We start from the raw sequence: 18,544 nt of genomic DNA on the forward strand, positions 1-18,544 counted from the left end.
AATACTATAAAAGAATCTTTAGAAAAGGAGGAGATGAATTGACTAACGAGAAAGAAAACAGATCCGTAAGACTTGATCTGGCGGAAGCCGGAGAAAGTCATGTGACTGGTGCATCAACGGTTGAACCAGTTAATGATGGCCATTATCATTATCCAGGACCCATGGAAGAAGGCTATAGTGGAAATACAGGAAGAGCGGTACAGCCTGACGGGAAAGAAAATCCCGATATTCCTCAGAACAAAGATACAATAAATTACACCCGTGCTTTAAAGTAAGTCCTTCCAACAAACAGCTGTTTTTGAAACCTGTGTAGACTTTGTTTCTATGCAGGTTTTTTATTGGGGTGATCTTTATAGAAACCCACTTCGTTTTTAATTTATAACAGTTCGGACATAATATACTTGGAGGTGAAGGAAATGAGTAAAAAGACAGGAAGAGGTCGCATTGCACCAAGTGTTAACCCGCAGGGACACGGAAAAGATGTGGAATTCTCCACTGAGCCAAAAAGCGATCTTGAAAACAAGGCAAAAAAGTCCAATACAAAATAAGCGCATTGGGAAAAAATATGGTCATACTTCATAAAGAATGCCCTTCTCTTAGACGAGAGGGGCTTTTATAATCTAGGCTGTTTTCGCATACTTTTTTGCCATTTACCAAGTAATGTGGTGTGGTTGATTTCCCCTCCAGATGCTCGCTTTCCGCGGGGCGGGCGGTGAGCCTCCTCGGCGTAAACGCCTGTGGGGTCTCACCTGTCCCGCTGCTCCCGCAGGAGTCTCGCACTTCCACTCCAATCAACCTTAAATCGTTTCGTTTTAAAAACAACAATCTTTACGAAAAGAGCCATAATCTATAAAGTTTTTGTCGATGAATCATCCGTTTCTGAAGCAGTGAAATGTGAAAGAATGACAGGAGGCTGCTTTTTAAAAAACACCAAATACATTTGTCGCTGTGCTAATATGAAAGACTGAGCTTAATAAAATGGAGGGGAGTTACAAATGAAAATCAATCGATTAATAGCGAATAATATAAACCATTTGGATGCAGCGCTACCAGACGATCAATCATTAGGAATTGCTGGGTTATCCGGTTCCGGGAAAACGACTTTTTGTCAAACCATTGGGGAAGAATCCAAGAAGCGTCTCGTTTCCTTATTGCCGAAGTCTGAATATCAATATTTATTTCCTAATATTATGGAAACCAACTTCAGCGCCATCAAGATGGAAGAAATGCCGCTGGTCCTTTTTCTCGGCAAATCATCCATTTCAGCCAATCCCCGTTCAACCATTGGCACACATACTGGTGTGTTTAAAGAGATTCGTGTTTGTCTTGCTGAAAAATTCAATCTTTCTCCGGAAGTTTTTTCCTTTAATAATGCCTTAGGCTGGTGTCCCAGCTGTAAAGGACGCGGTACGACGAAAAATGTCGAGTGTCCTAAGTGTGAGGGGAAACGCTACAATCAAGACGTCGAGCAATATACCATTGGATTATTAGATCGCCCGCATACTATTTCCGATATCAACAACTTAAGCATAGAAACCATCCTTTCACTTGCAGAGACCTTACATATTAGTGAAGCTAAACAACATATTCTCCAAAATATAATCAATATGAATATTGGCTATTTAGGCTTGAACCGTATTATGGGGACAGTGTCAGGGGGAGAATTGACCCGGCTGTATTTGGCCGAATTCATGGCAACAAGTGAAAATTCCGTAATCATCATTGATGAAATCTCCGTCGGTCTTGATCATCAAACACTATTGAAAATTTTGGAACAGATTGAGCAATTAGGTTATAAAAATCAAATTTGGCTCATCGACCATTCAGACACGGTGTTAGATAGCACGGATGAACAATTGTTCTTTGGACCTGGCAGCGGGAAATATGGCGGGGAAATCGTTGAGGAATCACCGCGTCCCAAACCAATCAGCTGGGAACGAAATGAAGCGGCACCAACGGAATACTATCAATTTCAGGATCTTTACTGCCGTAATATTCAAATGGAGGAAATCCGGATTCCCAAGAATAGGCTCGTTACCTTTACGGGTGAGTCGGGATGCGGTAAATCTACACTTGTCAATGAATGTATCTCCAAGGATTTTCAGAAGCGGTATCCAAAGGATAAGCTGGTCATGGTCGGGCAGGACCGAAACAAATCGATTACAAGTCGATCAACCGTTGCGACGTTTCTTGATATTAAAAAGAAACTCACGAAATACAGTGATGAAATTGATGATATTTTTCTGCGTTCGATCGAAGATATCATCGAAGAATTGCCAAAGGAAGACATCGCCCATAAACGCTTGAGCTTATTGATCAAACTTGGGCTTGGTTATTTAACGTTAGAAAGAAAAACACAAACACTATCGACAGGTGAATTTCAATGTGTCCACTTAGTTTCCGAGCTGTTCGCAAAGACAAGAAACCCACACACGCTGTTCATTTTTGACGAGCCTTCAAAAGGGTTATCGCAAAACATTTTAAACCAATTCATCGATAGTATCAGGGTCATCCTCGAGGATGAATCGGTCTCCATCATCATGATTGAACATAATGGTTATATGCTGGAAAGTTCGGATTATATCGTTGATTTTGGTAAAAGACAGCTTGCACCTGTCCAACATCTTGACGTTGTCAGTCATGATGAGCATTATCGTCACAAAGACAGTGGAGATCGAGCGGAACCATTGCATATCTCTTCCACACTTCGGTCAAAAAATGGCATCAATTATTTACAGGAAAATCATCTGGACTATTTCAAAAAGGCAGAGAACGTCTATAAGGGCGGCATTTTAAAAAGCTTATCACCAATCGCTCGTGTGATTTATGGTGAATACGAGTCCGACAAGATTGCACCTGTGATCGCCATCGATCTTGAACGGCATTTGTACAGTCAATATACGTTTCTTTATGAAGTGGGCGGAATGATCAACCATCTAGTCGCTGCACATCCGACCAATAAAGATACAAGAAGCTTTGATTTCTATTCTGCAGAAAACCATTGTCCAAGCTGTTCGGGCCGCCGGGTCATTGAAAAATTTGACTTTGATGTCGTCATTCAAGACAAAAACGTGCCATTCTGGGATGGCTTATTACATCCGGACGTGATGGAAGTATTAAAATACTATCAACATTCAAAACTGCAATTCCTGTTTGATGAAATCAAGAATGAACTCGGTCACGACATCAGTAAAAGCTATAATGAGATGACAGATGCAGAAAAGCAAACCTTCTTATATGGATATTGGGAAAAGTCCTTCTATGATAAAGCGGGCAAGGCATCAAGAATTTGGGAAGGCTTCAATTTCATCATTGGACGTTATATGTTCATATCGAAATCGATCATTAAAGAGCAGATGAAAGCATCAAAAGAGATGATCGCCTGCCCAGTCTGTCAAGGAACGATCCTGAACCATCATAAAAAACTGACATTCGGTGATACAGACATTCGCGAGATCATCCAAAAGCCAATTGATGAAGTCATCAAAATTGTGGGGAAGCTACCAGAACTGGAAAAACTAAAAGCAATAGTAGGCGGCGATATCGCACTTACGGATGATGTCTCATTCCTTCCTCGGGAAATAAAAGCAGCGTTGAAAATGCTCGAACTGGAACTGGCAAGCCTCAAAGGCTATGAAGTGGTCTTGCAAAATACCCTGCCATTCTGGGGCAGCATCAAAGGCAATCTCGAAGCAATCAGCAGCAAAAACCAGATCACCATCTGTGACTTTGCCGATATTAACGAAACAAGAGAAACCATTATTGATAAATACTTCACCAATGGCAAATACAAAAAACTAACCTATGTCTATGAAACATTTGGCTACAAAAAAATCGTGACCCAAATCAATAAAATCAAAGCAAGTCATAAATGCCCATTCTGTAATGGAAAGAAAGTCATTTCAGAAGATAACCTCCATGACGGTGTATATAAATTAACGATACCGTGTGTGAGTTGTCATGCCAGTGGCATCAATGATGAAGGGCGTAAAGCAATCGTCGAAGACATCGACGTCCAGACCTGGCTGACAGGGAAAGTAGGCGATGTTGTGGCTGAAAGTGAACGTACCGAGGCCGTTGCCAATATCCCCATCTTCGCCCGGATTCGTGAGCTGAACAAACGAGATATGATGGCGGTCTATCAATGCCTTGAACAGAAAAAGTAAATAATGACAGCATTCTACAATTTTTTAGGTTTTTAAACTTTGCCCGTTGATTTCCACTCCAGGCACTCGCTTTCCGCGGGCGGTCCGGGAGCCTCCTCGTCGCTTTTGCGCCTGTGGGGTCTCCCTTGGACTCGCTTTTCCCGCAGGAGTCTCGTACCTTCCGTTTCAATCAACTTTGTTTTTTTATATTTAGATAGAACCCCTTTTGTCTACAAACTAAAAGTCCGCTGTAAATGGCGGACTTCTGTTTGAATATAAAAGAGGTTTAGAGTCCGAATAGTGAATGAAGGTCGAATACTATGTGGTTTAGATCGATAAACTGCGTCAATGGCCCAAAAGACAGTGCAGCTGGCCGAATAAAGTGCTCCGGTTTTTATCGTTTTTTACTGTAATCCTAATTGGATTGAAAAAATTTGCGACACTCCTGCCGAATAACTGGCTAGCCAAGACCCCACAGCCGCTTGCTTTGATGCGGCTTGGCAGACAGTCGGCGGAAAGGGAGCGGATTTCTGAAATCGACTGAACTTATTAAATAAAAAACTGCAGGCAAACTGAGTTTTCGTCGAGTTTGTCTACAGCTTTATAAGGGTTTGTATAATTTAAACGTTGATTTACACTCCAGGTACTCGCTTTCCGCGGGCGGTCATGGAGCCTCCTCGGCGCATTTGCGCCAGTGGGGTCTCCCTTCGACACGCTTTTCCCGCAGGAGTCTCGCACCCTCCGTTCCAATCAACTTTGTTTTAAAATTAGATAAATCCTTTTTTGTCTACAAACTAAAAGTCCGCTGTAAATGGCGGACTTCTGTTTGAATATAAAAGAGGTTCAGAGTCCGAATGGTGAATGAAGGTCGAATACTATGGGTGAACGGCCGAATACTATGTGGTTTAGATCGATAAACTGGTCATTGGCCCAAGACAGTGCAGCTGGTCAAATAAAGTTCTCCGGTTTCTATCGTTTTTTACTGTAATCCTAATTGGATTTCTGAAATCGACTGAACTTATTAAATAAAAAACTGCAGGCAAACTGAATTTTCATCGAGTTTGTCTACAGCTTTATAAGGGTTTGTACAATTTAAACGTTGATTTCCACTCCAGGTACTCGCTTTCCGCGGGCGGTCATGGAGCCTCCTCGGCGCATTTGCGCCTGTGGGGTCTCCCTTGGACTCGCTTTTCCCGCAGGAGTCTCGTACCTTCCGTTCCAATCAACTTTGTTTTTAAAATTTAGATAGAACCCCTTTTGTCACAAACTAAAAGTCCGCTGTAAATGGCGGACTTCTGTTTGAATATAAAAGAGGTTCAGAGTCCGAATAGTGAATGAAGGTCGAATACTATGTGGTTTAGATCGATAAACTGCGTCAATGGCCCAAAAGACAGTGCAGCTGGCCGAATAAAGTGCTCCGGTTTTTATCGTTTTTTACTGTAATCCTAATTGGATTGAAAAAATTTGCGACACTCCTGCCGAATAACTGGCTAGCCAAGACCCCACAGCCGCTTGCTTTGATGCGGCTTGGCAGACAGTCGGCGGAAAGGGAGCGGATTTCTGAAATCGACTGAACTTATTAAATAAAAAACTGCAGGCAAACTGAGTTTTCGTCGAGTTTGTCTACAGCTTTATAAGGGTTTGTATAATTTAAACGTTGATTTACACTCCAGGTACTCGCTTTCCGCGGGCGGTCATGGAGCCTCCTCGGCGCATTTGCGCCAGTGGGGTCTCCCTTCGACACGCTTTTCCCGCAGGAGTCTCGTACCTTCCGTTCCAATCAACTTTGTTTTTAAAATTTAGATAGAACCCCTTTTGTCACAAACTAAAAGTCCGCCGATAATGGCGGGCTTTTTTAATAACCTTCTTGATAAACGGGAAGGGTTATTGAAATCGTTGTTCCCTTATTTAAAAGGCTAGTTATATGAAGTGTGCCGTTCATCGTTTGGATGGTCTTAACAGCTACCATTGATCCCAACCCTGTCCCTTTTTCCTTGGAACTGTAATAAGGTTCACCAAAACGATTTATTTGTTCCTTGTTCATGCCTATTCCATTGTCACTTATTTCGATAATGATATCGAAATTATTTATATAGGAAACAATACTAAGTTCCCCGCCGTCCGGCATTGCCTCTATACCATTTTTAATCAGGTTCATGAAGCACTGCTTGAAATGTTGAACATTCCCCCTGGTAATGCCTGGAGTCAACTGTTCAGATATAGTAACTAAATTCATGCTGGCCAATGGTTTTATCATTTCAAGTACATAACCTATTTCACGGTTAATTGAAATAGTATCCACTTTTTCAATTGCAGGTTTTGCAAACGCTAAATATTCACTAATAATGGATTCTGCACTATCAAGTTCTCTAACGACGTGCTGTATATATTGTTCTTTCACTTCTTGTGTTAAATCAGGAGCCTTTAGCAGTTGAACAAATCCTTTCACAACTGTTAATGGATTTCTAACTTCATGTGAAATACTGGCTGCAAGCTGACTGACTACCTCCATTTTTTCAAGCCTTATCATTTGTGTTCGGATTAAAATGGCATCTTTTAAAATTTCCATTATATATACAGCTATAGCGATAATGAAAGGAGGGAGGATGATAAAGTAAAATAGATACGCCTCCGTTATTCGAAAATAATCAGACATACCGAGTGAAATAAAGCTGGTCAGTATTCCGAGAAACAAAATTAATAGTATGGAGCCATATAGCTTATTTTTTCGATTGAAATTTTTAAATTTGGAAGAAAATAGTGCCGTTATAATAAAGATAACGATATAAACAATCAATGTAAGGAAATTGAAACCATAAAAAGCAAACCTAAAAGTTAATATGACGACAAACAGGGCAGCCCCTACAGGCCAACCACCATAAAGTGTCCCAATTATAAAAGGAATTTGCCTGAGATCGTGGACACAATATTCATCTATATAAATAGGAAACTTCATACACAATATGATAGGAATGCTCATGCATGCAGTAATAAGGGTCTTGCCATACTGACTTAACCTTTTGCCATGATCTAATAAAATGAAATAAATTAAAATACTTAGCAAGATATAAAAGAGGTTATCTAATATGTTTTGATTAATATAAGTAAAATTCATAGGATTCTCCTGAAAAAGTAACCGTTTCGTTTATTATACAAGAATAACACTAAAAAAGAGAATCATAATAAAGTAATTTTTTTACAGAAAGACATGTAAATTCAAAAAAAGAGTTATTTATTGTATCAAGGTGAGAAGTGAAACTTATTTAACGAATTATCAGCTGTAAATTTGGTTTTACAAAATAAAGGAAATATAATGAAGGTAGAGGTGAATACATTGAAAAAGTGGACCAGAGACATAGAAATAAACGCCCCAATTGAACAGGTATGGAAGTTTCTTGATGGTTCTGTAGAAAATATGCAAAAAATCATGCCTCAAGTAGTTGAACACAAGCCCGTTAAAATAACCGAAGAAAAGGTTGGAAGTGTATATCGCCAAAAATATCGAGAAGGAAAACGAACAGAAGAGTATGATATAGAAACATTGGAATATTTGAATGAAACGAATGAGAAAAAGCTAAAAGTGGGCTTTATACTTGCTAAGATGTTTGAGATTACAGCTTTCTATGAACTAAATAAAATCAATGACAATAGAACTTCCTTTACATATACAGTCACCAGTCGCCCGTTAAAGTGGTTTTTGAAATTACTTTTATTATTTGCCACCGAAAAAGTGGTAGTTGAATTTTTAGAACGTGTCAAAAAGGTAGCTGAAGCAGAAACAAGTGGATCATGAATGACTTAAGTCAATCTTCCGCATTATAGGGGGCGTACTTGCCCATGTTGGAGGGTGGGCTTTGATCGTTTCATTCCACTGCAGGCACTAGCTTTCCGCGGGCGGTCCGGGAGCCTCCTCGGCGCTCTTGGCGCCTGTGGGGTCTCCCTTGGACGCGCTTTTCCCGCAGGAGTCTCGCACACCCGCTCCAATCAACTCTGCATGAAAACTAAATCGGCACAGCAACACTGATAGAAAATGATCCGTTTTTTTCAAGATGGATACTGAATGATATACAAGACCCATGTTTCAAAGGCACTATATGATGCCAATAAAAATAGCGATCGTGATATAGACTGAATCGCTTGTGAAAGATAAGGATTATTCAAGAGACCCTTCCGAAAGAAGGGTCTCTTTTTTAAATTGTTATTACATTCAAGCGATAGCAAAATGCATGGGCTTTTGTTATACCTCAATCTCCATCCCGATGTTCCGTTCTTTCGATTGGCGGTAAACGCCTTTTGCGACAGCGAGGTCAAAGTATGCAGCACCGACTGATTTAAAGAAGGTAATTTCCTCTTCATTTTCCCTGCCTGTTTTGGTCAGCATTACAAGCTCATAAAGCTCCCCGTGAATATCATTAAACGACCAATTTCCTTGATTGGCTGCATGCATGAGTTCTCCTGCTTCATCCTTCACGCCCGCCAAATCGTCGACGATAATTTTAGCGGCGCGTGAAACCGTGGTATGATCCACTTCTTTCATATCCGGCAAATAAGAACCGACTCCGTTAATGTGTGTGCCCGGCTTTACATCCTGCCCATTGAATACAGGCTCGTTCGAGCGGGTTGCACAGCAAATAATATCTGCTTGACGAACAGCTGCTGAAACATCTTCGTAAACCTCAAAAGGAACGGTCACTCCGAATGCGCGCAGCCTTTCACCGAATTTCTCCGCTTTCTCTCGTGTGCGATTCACTAATAAAATACGTTCAATGTCCCTAACGGCCAACACACCAAGTGCTTGTTCAAATCCCATAGCTCCCGTTCCGATGATTGTAAGAACCCGGGCGTCTTTACGAGCAAGAAAGTCTGTGGCAATGCCGCTCAGTGCCCCCGTTCTGAGACGTGTTAAATAGGAGGCATTCAACAATGCTAAATGTTCGCCATTTTCTGCATCTGACAGCAAGATGACTCCTTGTGTTGTTGCCATCCCCCTTGAAGGATTCTTCGGGAAAATGGTAACGACTTTGACCGCCGAAACTTCTTCAGATAGATCAGCACTAGGCATGTAAAGTGCCGATGCCTCATGTTGAGGGAAAGCAAGTACTGTGCGATGAGGGTTGTCTATTTTTCTAGCACCATGTGCATGCAATACTGCCTTTACATCCGCTATTGCGTCTTTCATTCCATATGATTGTTGAATTTCCTTTTCACTTATAACTAACATTCAATTGTCCTCCTTGAGTAAAAGAACCATGGATTACATGGCTCTATTATTATGCGTTTCGTCTAATTTCTGATTGCTGCGATCCTTGACTGCCCAAATCGCTGCTAGTGACAGGACAGATGCAAAAATAATATAAATGGCGACTGGAACATAGGAGTTATCAAATCTATTAAGTAAAGCCGTTGCAACTAGCGGCGCTGTTCCTCCTGCCAGAGCTGCCCCGATTTGATATCCAAGCGTGATGCCGGTATAACGGATCTTTGCATCGAAAATTTCAGAGAACATCGTTCCAAGAACAGCTGTGATGGGAGCCCAAATAACCCCTAAACCTATCACTGTCGCAACGATTAAAAGCAGGACCGATTTTTGCTCCAGCAACCAGAAGTATGGGAATGCAAACAGTGCCATCCCAATCGTACCGCCAATGAACAGCTTTTTGCGGCCAATTGTATCGGATAAATTCCCCATGATTGGTATTAAGATCGTCGTTATTATTGTTGCAATCATGACTGCAGTTAATGTAGCAGTCCGAGAGAAACCGAGATTTGCAGTAGCATATGATACGACAAATGTGCTGAAAATATAAAATGGCGCCGTTTCTACCACTTTGGCTCCCACGGCGATAAGCACTTCACGCCAATAATTCTTAAGAGTTTCTACAATCGGCAGCTTTGGAACTTCTCCGGATTCCTTTACTTTTTTGAAAGACGGAGTTTCATCAATTCCTTTACGAATCCATAGGCCAAAAAATACGAGCAAAGCACTAAAAATGAATGGTATACGCCATCCCCAAGTCATGAATGCGTTTTCAGGGAGCATTGTCATAATAGATAAGGCAACGGTTCCAAGCAGCATTCCTATAGTGACACCCATCTGAGGAATCGCTCCGAACAGTCCCCGTTTCTCAGCGGGAGCATATTCAACGGCCAATAAAAGCGCTCCTCCCCATTCACCGCCAATTCCCAGACCTTGAACTAAGCGCAACGTGATTAATAAAATCGGCGCCCAAATGCCAACGGCTTGATACGTAGGGAGAAGCCCCATCCCAAATGTTGCGACCCCCATTAAACTAAGTGTTAAAACAAGTGTTTTCTTTCTCCCGATACGATCGCCAATATGGCTAAAGATCACACCTCCAAAAGGGCGGATGAAGAATGCTAACGCAAAGGATGCATAGGCAAGCAACAGCCCGATTGTCGGATCCTCATTCACGAAGAATATCTGGTTAAACACGAGAGCTGAAACGGTCCCATATAAAAAATAGTCAAACCACTCAATCGAACTTCCGACTAAACTCGCGACTAAAATTCGCCGCATTTGTTTCTTCTCCATCTTGAGTCATCCCTTCGGAATTGAAGTATCACTTCAATTTACGTTTTCTTTCATTTTAAATAATTAAAAATTTTCTGTCAATATTTTTCGGTAAGCTATTAATGACGGAACATTCTTCAAAACTTGTCATGTATAATGTAGCTAGATACTATGTAAAAAAGGGGGCATCTGTATGCCTTTTGATTCAATCGGGAAAAAAATGAAATTATTGAGGAAAGAGCGGAAACTAACATTAAAGAGTCTGGCTGAACAAACAGGCGTTTCGATCAGTTTTTTATCACAAGTAGAACGGGGAAAATCAAGCGTCACATTAGAGTCATTAAAAAAAATCGCTGATACATTGGATGTCAACCCAAGTTTCTTCTTTTCTGAGGACCGCTCCCAAGAAAATTCAGATTATAATCATGAACAATTTCATTATCAGAATTTATCCAGCGGCATTCGTGATGCTGTTTTTTCGCCCATTCTTGTCACCTTAAAGCCAGGGGAAAACAAAGGAAGCGCTTTTTCCCATAGCGGACATGAGTTCTTATTCATTATCGAAGGGAAGCTAACCGTGGAAATAGAGGGAGAGAGAACAGAACTCCATGAACAGCAGTCATTCATGTTCGATGCTCGAAAAGCCCATTACTGGTTTAACTTCTCGGATCAAATTGTCCGGTTTCTGGTGGTATCGTCGAAATAACGGAAGTAAAGGATCAATGAAATTTTCAAGTAAACCAGTTAACGAAAAATGTCATACAAAAGGATAGATGTAAACAGGGGTTCCTCACTGTTCATCTATCCTTTCTAACTGTTAATTTGTGTCTTTGCATTAGGTCCTCATTAGTTGATAGAATGAGTTGTGTTTCTATTAATGAGGAGCGCTATGCTTACCTTTCAACAAATGGAAAGTGGGATTTTATGATTAATCTGCATCAAGTGAGTAAAAAATTTTCACAGTTTCAGGCAATTAAGTCCGTTACGTTAACAATACCTAAAGGTGAAATTCATGGAATAATCGGAGCAAGCGGAGCAGGGAAATCAACGTTGCTGCGGCTAATGAATTTGTTGGAGACCCCAGATGAGGGCGAAGTGGAGGTAAACGGCCAAAGGTTGACCACATTGAACAATAAAGCACTCCGAGGGGCACGGAAGTCGATTGGCATGATCTTTCAGCATTTTAATCTTGTGGCAAATAAAACGGTTCATGAGAATGTGGCAGCCTCTTTAGAACTGGCAAATTACCCAAGGAAAGAACGTCGGAGCCGTGTTGTAGAGTGTCTTCAATTTGTCGGATTGGAGGGTGAGATGGATAGATATCCTGCACAATTAAGCGGGGGACAAAAGCAACGTGTTGCCATTGCAAGGGCATTGGCAAATAACCCGCAAGTGTTATTATGTGATGAACCGACCTCTTCCCTTGACCCAAATACAACGTCTGAAATATTGGAAGTGCTGGAGAGCATAAACAAACGCTTCGGTGTGACGATAGTCATTGTCAGTCATGAGCTGGATGTCATTAAAAGTATATGCAATCGTGTTACGATCATGGAAGGTGGAGAAATCTATGACACTATCATAATCGAACCAACTGGGATTGAAAAAAGGGATAATCGTCCAGAATACTTCATCGAACAATTAGCAGAGAATGGTGGGCTGGGTCATGCCTGAGATTTTAGTTCAATATGAGGCAGAAATTTGGCGGTCAATTGGAGAAACCATTACCATGGTCGGTGTGTCCATTTTAGCTGCGATTTTGATTGGATTGCCTGTTGGTACCTTGCTATTTCTTTGTAGGAAGGGGCATTTGCTTGAAAATCCGTGGTCTTTCTCGATTTTGAATTTATTTGTCAATATTATCCGTTCATTCCCATTTTTATTATTGGTTGTTTTTTTAATTCCGTTTACAAGACTCATAATCGGCACAGCCATTGGTACAGCAGCTGCTTGCGTTCCATTAGCGATCATTGCCATTGCCCATTATTCGCGCTTGGTCGAGCAATCTTTATTGGACGTGCCAAAGGGTGTAATCGAGGCAGCCATTTCCATGGGTGCTTCTGTTAAGGATGTCATCTTTAAATTTCTTTACGTGGAGGCTCGTTCAGGGCTTGTCCTCGGACTGACAACATCGATTATCAGCTTTATTTCCTATTCAACGATCATGGGAGTGGTCGGTGGCGGCGGTATCGGCGATTTTGCCATCAGGTATGGCTATCAGCAGTTTAAAACAGAGTTAATGATTTATATGATTATCATTATGATCATTCTAGTGCAGCTTATCCAATTCATTGGAACGGCTGTAGCCAGAATGATTGATAAAAGATAAATAATGGAGGGAAACATCATGAAAAGAATATTCTTTCTCATGGCAGCAATCATGTTGCTTTTAGTAGGATGCGGAAAGGCGAATGAAGAAAAAGAGAAAGAAAATGCACAGAATCAGGAGAAGAAAGAGGTAACATTGAAAGTGGCCTCACTCATTCCCCCAATGACGGAAATCCTTGAGCTTGTTAAACCAAAGCTGGCAAAGGAGGGCATTAACCTGGAAATGGTTGTATTAGGTGATAATGTGCAGCCTAACACCGCACTAGCGGCAGGAGAAGTGGATGTGAACTTCTTCCAACACGTTCCATATATGGAGGAATTCAATCGGAACAAAAATGCCGAGCTTGTACCAGTGAAACCCATTTACTTTGCCAATTATGGTGTGTATTCCAAAGAATACGATTCAATGGATAAATTGCCAGAGGGTGCCGTTATTGCCATTGCAAATGATGTGTCGAATATCGATCGTTCATTGGCATTGCTGGCACAGCATAAAGTCATTACTTTAAAGGAAAAAAAGGGTCCATACTATACAATGTCTGATATCACTGAGAACCCTAAAAACTATAAGTTTAAAGAAGTGGATTTATTAATGCTGGCGAGAACGTATGATGAAGCAGATGCGATCGTGATAACACCTGCTTACGCCGCACCGCTTGGTTTGACACCCAAAAATGACGCACTTCTCACAGAAGGTGTTGAAAATGACTTTGCGATTACATTAGTGGCACGCAAGGATAACGTGGATTCCGAGCCAGTCCAAAAGTTGGCCAAGGCCATGACAAGCCCGGAGGTACGTAAATTTTTAGAAGAGAAATATAGTGAAACGGCCATACCGGCATTTTAATTTTGATACAAAGAAAGGGCTATTCCTTCAACGGGAATAGCCCTTATTTACGTATTGGTTTAACTAGTAACAAACACGATGGACTTGTAAATAATGATTGAATGAAAAAATAATAGGATTAAAAAAATATTCTATTGTATTTTTTCTCTTCCCGATTGGGAGCTAGTGCAATTTAATCATATTACAGGAGGTGAATGTAGTAGGAAATGGCTGCAAATGGAGTAAGTAAAAGTAGTTTCTATTTAGATTTATCTTACTCCAGAACCGGATTATTTAAATTTTTACATGTTGAGCTTTTAACCATTCCATAGCAACGTTTGCATGTAAAGCAGCACCGTATATAAACATTTCTTCATTTTGGTGCATGCGGGGATTATGAACGGGTGCTGCACCCTCTTTACCTGTACCTAAAACAACAAATGCAGAAGGTACTTCCTGAGAGATATAGGAGAAGTCTTCCGAACCGCCCAGTGGTCCATTATCTCCAATATTATCTTTACCCATGACTTCTTCTAATGCAGGCATAATTTCAGCAATGAATCGTGAATCATTGTAAGTGGTTGGTGTATGGAAATCAACTACAATATATTTCCCGCGCCACGCTTTAACAACATGATCAATCATTTCGGGAATTCGATTGCACAAATGATCTCTGGATTTTTGATCAAAGCTGCGCATATTACCTTGTAATACTGCTTTATCCGGTATGACATTTGTTACCGTGCCGCCAGACATAGCTCCTATAGAGAATGTAACATTCGCTTTGGGATCCACTTCGCGAGTATATAGCAAATTTAAACTTGTATATAATTGATTCATGATCATATTGGCATCAATTGTTTTATGAGGTTGTGAGCTATGTCCGCCATCACCTTGAATCTCAATGATATATGTATCCATAGCTTGTGTTAAAGTTCCTTTGTGAACAGACAATGTGCCTGCTTCCTGGTCGGGCATAATATGAATGCCAAAAGCGGCATCTACCTTAGGGTTTTCAAGGATACCGCCATCAATCATTAACTTGGCGCCATAGCCCCATTCTTCACCCGGCTGGAACATTAGTTTAACCGTTCCTTGTAAATCATCTTCATGGTCCTTCAACATTTGAGCGGCCCCTAAAAGCATGGCTACATGTGAGTCATGACCACAAGCATGCATTTTACCTGAAATCTTGGATTTATATTCAGATTCATATTCTTCTTCAATTGGAAGTGCATCCATATCTGCACGAAGGAGTATGCAAGGTTCACCTTTGCCGATGCTGGCTACTACACCTGTACAATTTTTATTTTCCCCAAATCCTGCTTTTACATATTTTTGTCTAATATCATCAGGGAGGACACCGCATGGTTCATTTTCAATCCCCATTTCATCCAAACGTTGCCGAATATATTTTTGTGTATTTGGAAGATAGAAACCCAGCTCCGGATATTGGTGTAAATAACGACGGTCCTTAATGATTTGTTCTTTGTGTTTTTTTGATTCTGCAGAAAAATCAACCATGTTCGTTCCTCCTTATTTAGCATATCGCTTGCGTTGTAACCTTTTTATCAAGGTTAAGGATACCCCACTTTAAAGATGGGGCGCGATAATGGATTCATTTAAATCCACGGCAAAGATCTTCTCATGTAAATTAGAGTGCCTCTTCTTTTAAACGATCTGAAGGTAAATCGAATTTTGGTTTGGTTTTAATCGCAACAAAAAATAGCGCAAATTGCACAACGGAAAGCACAATCAAAACATTTAGAAGCAATCCATATGATTGATTAATAGTATAAATGGCCCCTGATATGATAGGGGTGATGGCCGCGCCCAGTGAGATGAATATGGATACAATCCCATATTTGGCACCAAATTCTTTCTCGCCATAAAGTGCCCCTGTAATATAGGCAGGGGTAACAGTAACAGCCGTTGCGCCTAGTCCCGAGAATGCTCCATACAAAATAGCTGGCAACAATAAGTTTGCGTTCATCAAGAATAAGAAACTCACTAAACTTCCTGCAGATATAATAAGTAAAGTCGCAGTTAATCCTAACCTGTCAAATAATCGCCCTATCAATATCTTGCCAACTATCACCATTGCTGAACCAAATGATAATAAAAGTGCAGCTGTTTTGGCAGTGGTGCCAATTTCATTTAAATAGGGAGCAAGATTAATAAGCATACTATTTACAACGATGCCACCTATTGTAATGGCTAAACAAAGAGCCCAAAATGATAATGATTTAAATGTTTCTCCCTGGGGTGTACCTGTAAATGCGGTTCTTTGTGAACTATTCAAAGGCTTTGCTTCACCTAGAGGCAATAGTCCTTTGTCAGCTGGATTTAATCTTATGACAAATACCGCTAATGGAACCAATGCAACAACTATTAAAACGCCTATGGCAAGATATGCTGATCTCCATCCGTAGGCTGAAATCAGCCAGTTAACTAAGGGGCTGAGAATTATACCGCCGAAACCGCTCCCAGATAAGGCGATTCCTAAACATAATCCGCGTTTTTCATTAAACCAATTCGTGATAAGAACGGATGCAGGAATCGCTGCGCCTCCGATTAGACCTGCGCCCATAAGTATGGCAAATAGATAAAAGTGGATGAGCTTAGTTGCAAACGAAAAACCAACAAATGCACTAGCTCCAATTACGATAAATACAGTTAAATATAATCTTATATCCATCTTTTTCATTAGTTTTCCTGCTATCGGGCCTACAGCCATTCCTGCTAAAGCCATTATCGTATAATAAACCATAAACTGAGGTATACCAAATCCAAGTTCCTTCGTAACAGGCAGAGTAAATAGGGAAACCAAGTTTGCTATCGGAGCATAGATAAACGTCATAATCATGAAGGTAGCCGCAACAATCCACCAACCATAAAAAACCTTTCCTTTTTTATTCATATAACACATCCTTTTTTACAAATTAGTCAATAGCATATTGTTCATAAGGTAGAGCTACAACTTAACTGCGAAACGTAAGATGAAATCACTCCTTTTCTAAAGATCCACCCAAACTATTGAAGGCGATTTCCTTTGTTTGCAAATAATTTGGAGATTAAAAATATATTATGCAAATTCAATGCCAGCTTATAAATTACTTTTAGTTTTAGTGAGCTAATTATCTTTCCATATGGTGCTGAAATCCTATCATTCTTAATTTTCATGAATTGAATTTTATTCACATCAAAATGATAATTAATAAAGCTAACGAACCTGCCGAAGCAGGATTTGTTTCCGAAAGTAAAATTTTTTTTACTAATGGAGTAAAAATTTTTTTACTCCAAATCCACAGTAAAGATTAAATGGAGATTCACCGCAAATATAAAAAGGGAGAATCATGATAATTCTCCCTAACCCGTTTACCATCCATTATCGAATGCATGATTTACAGTTCTGCAAGCCCTGTGAATAGCTCAACTCCAGCTTCAATGAGTTCATCGCGGAAGTCATACTCGAATGTATGAACTTGTGGATAATCTTCTCCGTTTCCGATGAAGCAATATGCTCCTTTAGTTAACTTCGTATAGTGGCCGAAGTCCTCAGAGCCGCGGAAAGCCTCTTTCATTTCAAGTACCTGCATTCCCTTTGCTTTTGCAACCTGACGAATCTTGTCAGAGCTCTCATTGTGGTTTACGGTTCCAGGGAATTCATCGTTATAAAAGAAACGTACCTTCAAACCATATTCCTCTGCTTGAGCTTTGGCAAAATCTTCAAGATTACTCTGAAGCCTATCCAATTCATCTTCGTACAGAGCACGGATGGTTAAAAGCAAGTCTCCTTAACTCGCAGATAAGCCGAAGGCTCTTTCTCCAATAGCTACCTGTACAACCGTGCAAAGGATTAATCCCCTGTTTTTATCCGGAGAGATGAACTCAGGAATGGCATCAATGATCTTCGCTATGGCAAAGGAAGGATTTGCCCCGTCCTCGGGTTGACTGGCATGAGCAGGAGCACCTTCCATGTGAATGGTCATACCTTTAGATGCACAGTTAGATGTTCCGTTGATGACATTGACAGACTTGAAGGGGAAATCGCTCATGTTATGGTATCCAAAAATTTCGTCGATGTTATTTTCCTTGATTAGATCTACACATTGAAGGGCACCATCTCCCGTTTCCTCCGCAGGCTGAAATAGAAAAAAGATGTTTTTGTCGGCCCCCCTTTGATCTATCTCTAACGCAAAACCGGCAAGAGTTGCAGCGTGACCATCATGTCCACATTTATGTGCTTTCCAGGGAATTGGGAACCGTGTGGGAGGTCAATGCCTTCATCCATAGGAAGAGCATCATAATCCGCACGGAACGCTAGGTTCTTTTTACCTTCACCTGCATGATAAACCGCATAGAACCAAGTCCCCTTATCAACGATATCTAACTTTGTATTCTCTTTCAAAAAGCCGATTAAATGTTGTTTTGTCCAAACCTCCTCATTTGAAAGCTCTGGATGCTGATGCAATTCATGACGCAACCGTGTGGCTAATGCAAGATTTTTCTTTTCCATTATATCCTCGTCTTTCTTATAAGTTTTTTAAAGAAATAGATTCCTTCAAATCTAACCGACATTTTCTGATACAAGTATTGTGCCAGATGAAAAATGATCCAATGTGAAAGGATTAAAAAGAACGCACCAAATAACTTGAACTTTAAAAAATCGATATAGTGAAATCCTCTTCATTTCTTGAATAAATGAAGAAA

The 18,544-nt window shown here is 40.5% G+C and carries 18 protein-coding genes and 2 pseudogenes; 11 read left to right on the forward strand and 9 right to left on the reverse strand.

Annotated elements, in window-relative coordinates; translation table 11 throughout:
• Window positions 1–38 precede the first annotated feature (38 nt).
• From ACQKFG_RS10315 to ACQKFG_RS10335, 5 genes are all read left to right on the forward strand, one after another.
• Window positions 39–275, forward strand: coding sequence for a hypothetical protein (locus tag ACQKFG_RS10315; protein WP_427558560.1), 237 nt, complete (start codon window positions 39–41; stop codon window positions 273–275).
• Between the two features lie 141 nt (window positions 276–416).
• Window positions 417–548 carry a small, acid-soluble spore protein L gene (gene sspL, locus ACQKFG_RS10320; protein WP_034304091.1) on the forward strand — a complete coding sequence of 44 codons (132 nt, stop codon included), beginning with the start codon at window positions 417–419 and terminating at the stop codon, window positions 546–548.
• Between the two features lie 447 nt (window positions 549–995).
• The gene (locus tag ACQKFG_RS10325) at window positions 996–4,166 is read left to right on the forward strand and encodes an ATP-binding cassette domain-containing protein (RefSeq protein WP_427558563.1); all 3,171 of its coding nucleotides are present in this window, start codon (window positions 996–998) and stop codon (window positions 4,164–4,166) included.
• 361 nt (window positions 4,167–4,527) lie between these two features.
• Window positions 4,528–4,689 carry a hypothetical protein gene (locus tag ACQKFG_RS10330; RefSeq protein ID WP_427558566.1) on the forward strand — a complete coding sequence of 54 codons (162 nt, stop codon included), beginning with the start codon at window positions 4,528–4,530 and terminating at the stop codon, window positions 4,687–4,689.
• An 868-nt stretch (window positions 4,690–5,557) separates the two neighbouring features.
• Complete coding sequence (locus ACQKFG_RS10335) at window positions 5,558–5,719, forward strand: hypothetical protein (RefSeq protein WP_427558566.1); 162 nt, start codon at window positions 5,558–5,560, stop codon at window positions 5,717–5,719.
• A 281-nt stretch (window positions 5,720–6,000) separates the two neighbouring features.
• Here the strand turns inward: ACQKFG_RS10335 and ACQKFG_RS10340 are convergent, their stop codons facing one another.
• On the reverse strand, window positions 6,001–7,260 hold the full coding sequence (locus tag ACQKFG_RS10340; RefSeq protein ID WP_427558569.1) for an ATP-binding protein: 1,260 nt from the start codon (window positions 7,258–7,260) through the stop codon (window positions 6,001–6,003).
• Window positions 7,261–7,479: 219 nt separating this feature from the next.
• Here ACQKFG_RS10340 and ACQKFG_RS10345 point away from each other — a divergent pair, with 219 nt between their 5' ends.
• Both ACQKFG_RS10345 and ACQKFG_RS10350 read left to right on the forward strand, forming a co-directional pair.
• Window positions 7,480–7,938 (forward strand): SRPBCC family protein, encoded by a 459-nt coding sequence (locus tag ACQKFG_RS10345; protein WP_427558572.1) that lies wholly within the window; start codon window positions 7,480–7,482, stop codon window positions 7,936–7,938.
• Window positions 7,939–8,211: 273 nt separating this feature from the next.
• Window positions 8,212–8,277, forward strand: a pseudogene (locus tag ACQKFG_RS10350) (excalibur calcium-binding domain-containing protein); the annotation flags it as partial.
• A gap of 105 nt (window positions 8,278–8,382) precedes the next feature.
• On the opposite strand, the gene ACQKFG_RS10355 reads toward ACQKFG_RS10350, so the two are convergent.
• Together ACQKFG_RS10355 and ACQKFG_RS10360 are read right to left on the reverse strand one after the other, a co-directional pair.
• Window positions 8,383–9,366, reverse strand: a complete 984-nt coding sequence (locus ACQKFG_RS10355; RefSeq protein WP_427558574.1) for an ornithine cyclodeaminase family protein — start codon at window positions 9,364–9,366, stop codon at window positions 8,383–8,385.
• Window positions 9,367–9,399: 33 nt separating this feature from the next.
• Window positions 9,400–10,698 carry an MFS transporter gene (locus ACQKFG_RS10360; RefSeq protein ID WP_369619473.1) on the reverse strand — a complete coding sequence of 433 codons (1,299 nt, stop codon included), beginning with the start codon at window positions 10,696–10,698 and terminating at the stop codon, window positions 9,400–9,402.
• 172 nt (window positions 10,699–10,870) lie between these two features.
• Between ACQKFG_RS10360 and ACQKFG_RS10365 the strand changes: the two genes are divergently transcribed.
• The 4 genes from ACQKFG_RS10365 (at window position 10,871) to ACQKFG_RS10380 (ending at window position 13,852) form a co-directional block, all read left to right on the forward strand.
• Complete coding sequence (locus ACQKFG_RS10365; protein WP_192206383.1) at window positions 10,871–11,383, forward strand: helix-turn-helix domain-containing protein; 513 nt, start codon at window positions 10,871–10,873, stop codon at window positions 11,381–11,383.
• A gap of 218 nt (window positions 11,384–11,601) precedes the next feature.
• On the forward strand, window positions 11,602–12,351 hold the full coding sequence (locus ACQKFG_RS10370; RefSeq protein ID WP_192206382.1) for a methionine ABC transporter ATP-binding protein: 750 nt from the start codon (window positions 11,602–11,604) through the stop codon (window positions 12,349–12,351).
• Entirely contained in the window at window positions 12,344–13,006 is a 663-nt protein-coding gene (locus tag ACQKFG_RS10375; protein WP_427558579.1) for a methionine ABC transporter permease, read from the forward strand. The genes ACQKFG_RS10370 and ACQKFG_RS10375 overlap by 8 nt, the downstream gene beginning before the upstream one ends.
• An 18-nt stretch (window positions 13,007–13,024) precedes the next feature.
• On the forward strand, window positions 13,025–13,852 hold the full coding sequence (locus ACQKFG_RS10380; protein ID WP_427558582.1) for a MetQ/NlpA family ABC transporter substrate-binding protein: 828 nt from the start codon (window positions 13,025–13,027) through the stop codon (window positions 13,850–13,852).
• A gap of 273 nt (window positions 13,853–14,125) precedes the next feature.
• Here ACQKFG_RS10380 and ACQKFG_RS10385 read toward each other — a convergent pair whose 3' ends face one another.
• The 6 genes and pseudogenes from ACQKFG_RS10385 to ACQKFG_RS10410 all read right to left on the reverse strand — a co-directional run bounded on the left by ACQKFG_RS10385 (window position 14,126) and on the right by ACQKFG_RS10410 (window position 18,350).
• The gene (locus ACQKFG_RS10385; protein WP_427558585.1) at window positions 14,126–15,355 is read right to left on the reverse strand and encodes a M20 metallopeptidase family protein; all 1,230 of its coding nucleotides are present in this window, start codon (window positions 15,353–15,355) and stop codon (window positions 14,126–14,128) included.
• 130 nt (window positions 15,356–15,485) lie between these two features.
• Entirely contained in the window at window positions 15,486–16,751 is a 1,266-nt protein-coding gene (locus tag ACQKFG_RS10390) for an MFS transporter (RefSeq protein WP_427558588.1), read from the reverse strand.
• A gap of 484 nt (window positions 16,752–17,235) precedes the next feature.
• Complete coding sequence (locus ACQKFG_RS10395) at window positions 17,236–17,622, reverse strand: M20/M25/M40 family metallo-hydrolase (RefSeq protein WP_427558591.1); 387 nt, start codon at window positions 17,620–17,622, stop codon at window positions 17,236–17,238.
• Window positions 17,623–17,628: 6 nt separating this feature from the next.
• Entirely contained in the window at window positions 17,629–17,889 is a 261-nt protein-coding gene (locus ACQKFG_RS10400; RefSeq protein WP_427558594.1) for a peptidase dimerization domain-containing protein, read from the reverse strand.
• 42 nt (window positions 17,890–17,931) lie between these two features.
• Window positions 17,932–18,090: pseudogene (locus tag ACQKFG_RS10405) on the reverse strand (M20/M25/M40 family metallo-hydrolase); the annotation flags it as partial.
• Window positions 18,024–18,350 (reverse strand): hypothetical protein, encoded by a 327-nt coding sequence (locus tag ACQKFG_RS10410; protein WP_427558597.1) that lies wholly within the window; start codon window positions 18,348–18,350, stop codon window positions 18,024–18,026. The gene ACQKFG_RS10410 and the pseudogene ACQKFG_RS10405, both read right to left, overlap by 67 nt.
• Window positions 18,351–18,544: the final 194 nt, after the last annotated feature.

The sequence above is a fragment of the Peribacillus sp. NPDC076916 genome (assembly GCF_050269675.1).
Classification (GTDB): Bacteria; Bacillota; Bacilli; order Bacillales; family DSM-1321; genus Peribacillus; species Peribacillus aracenensis.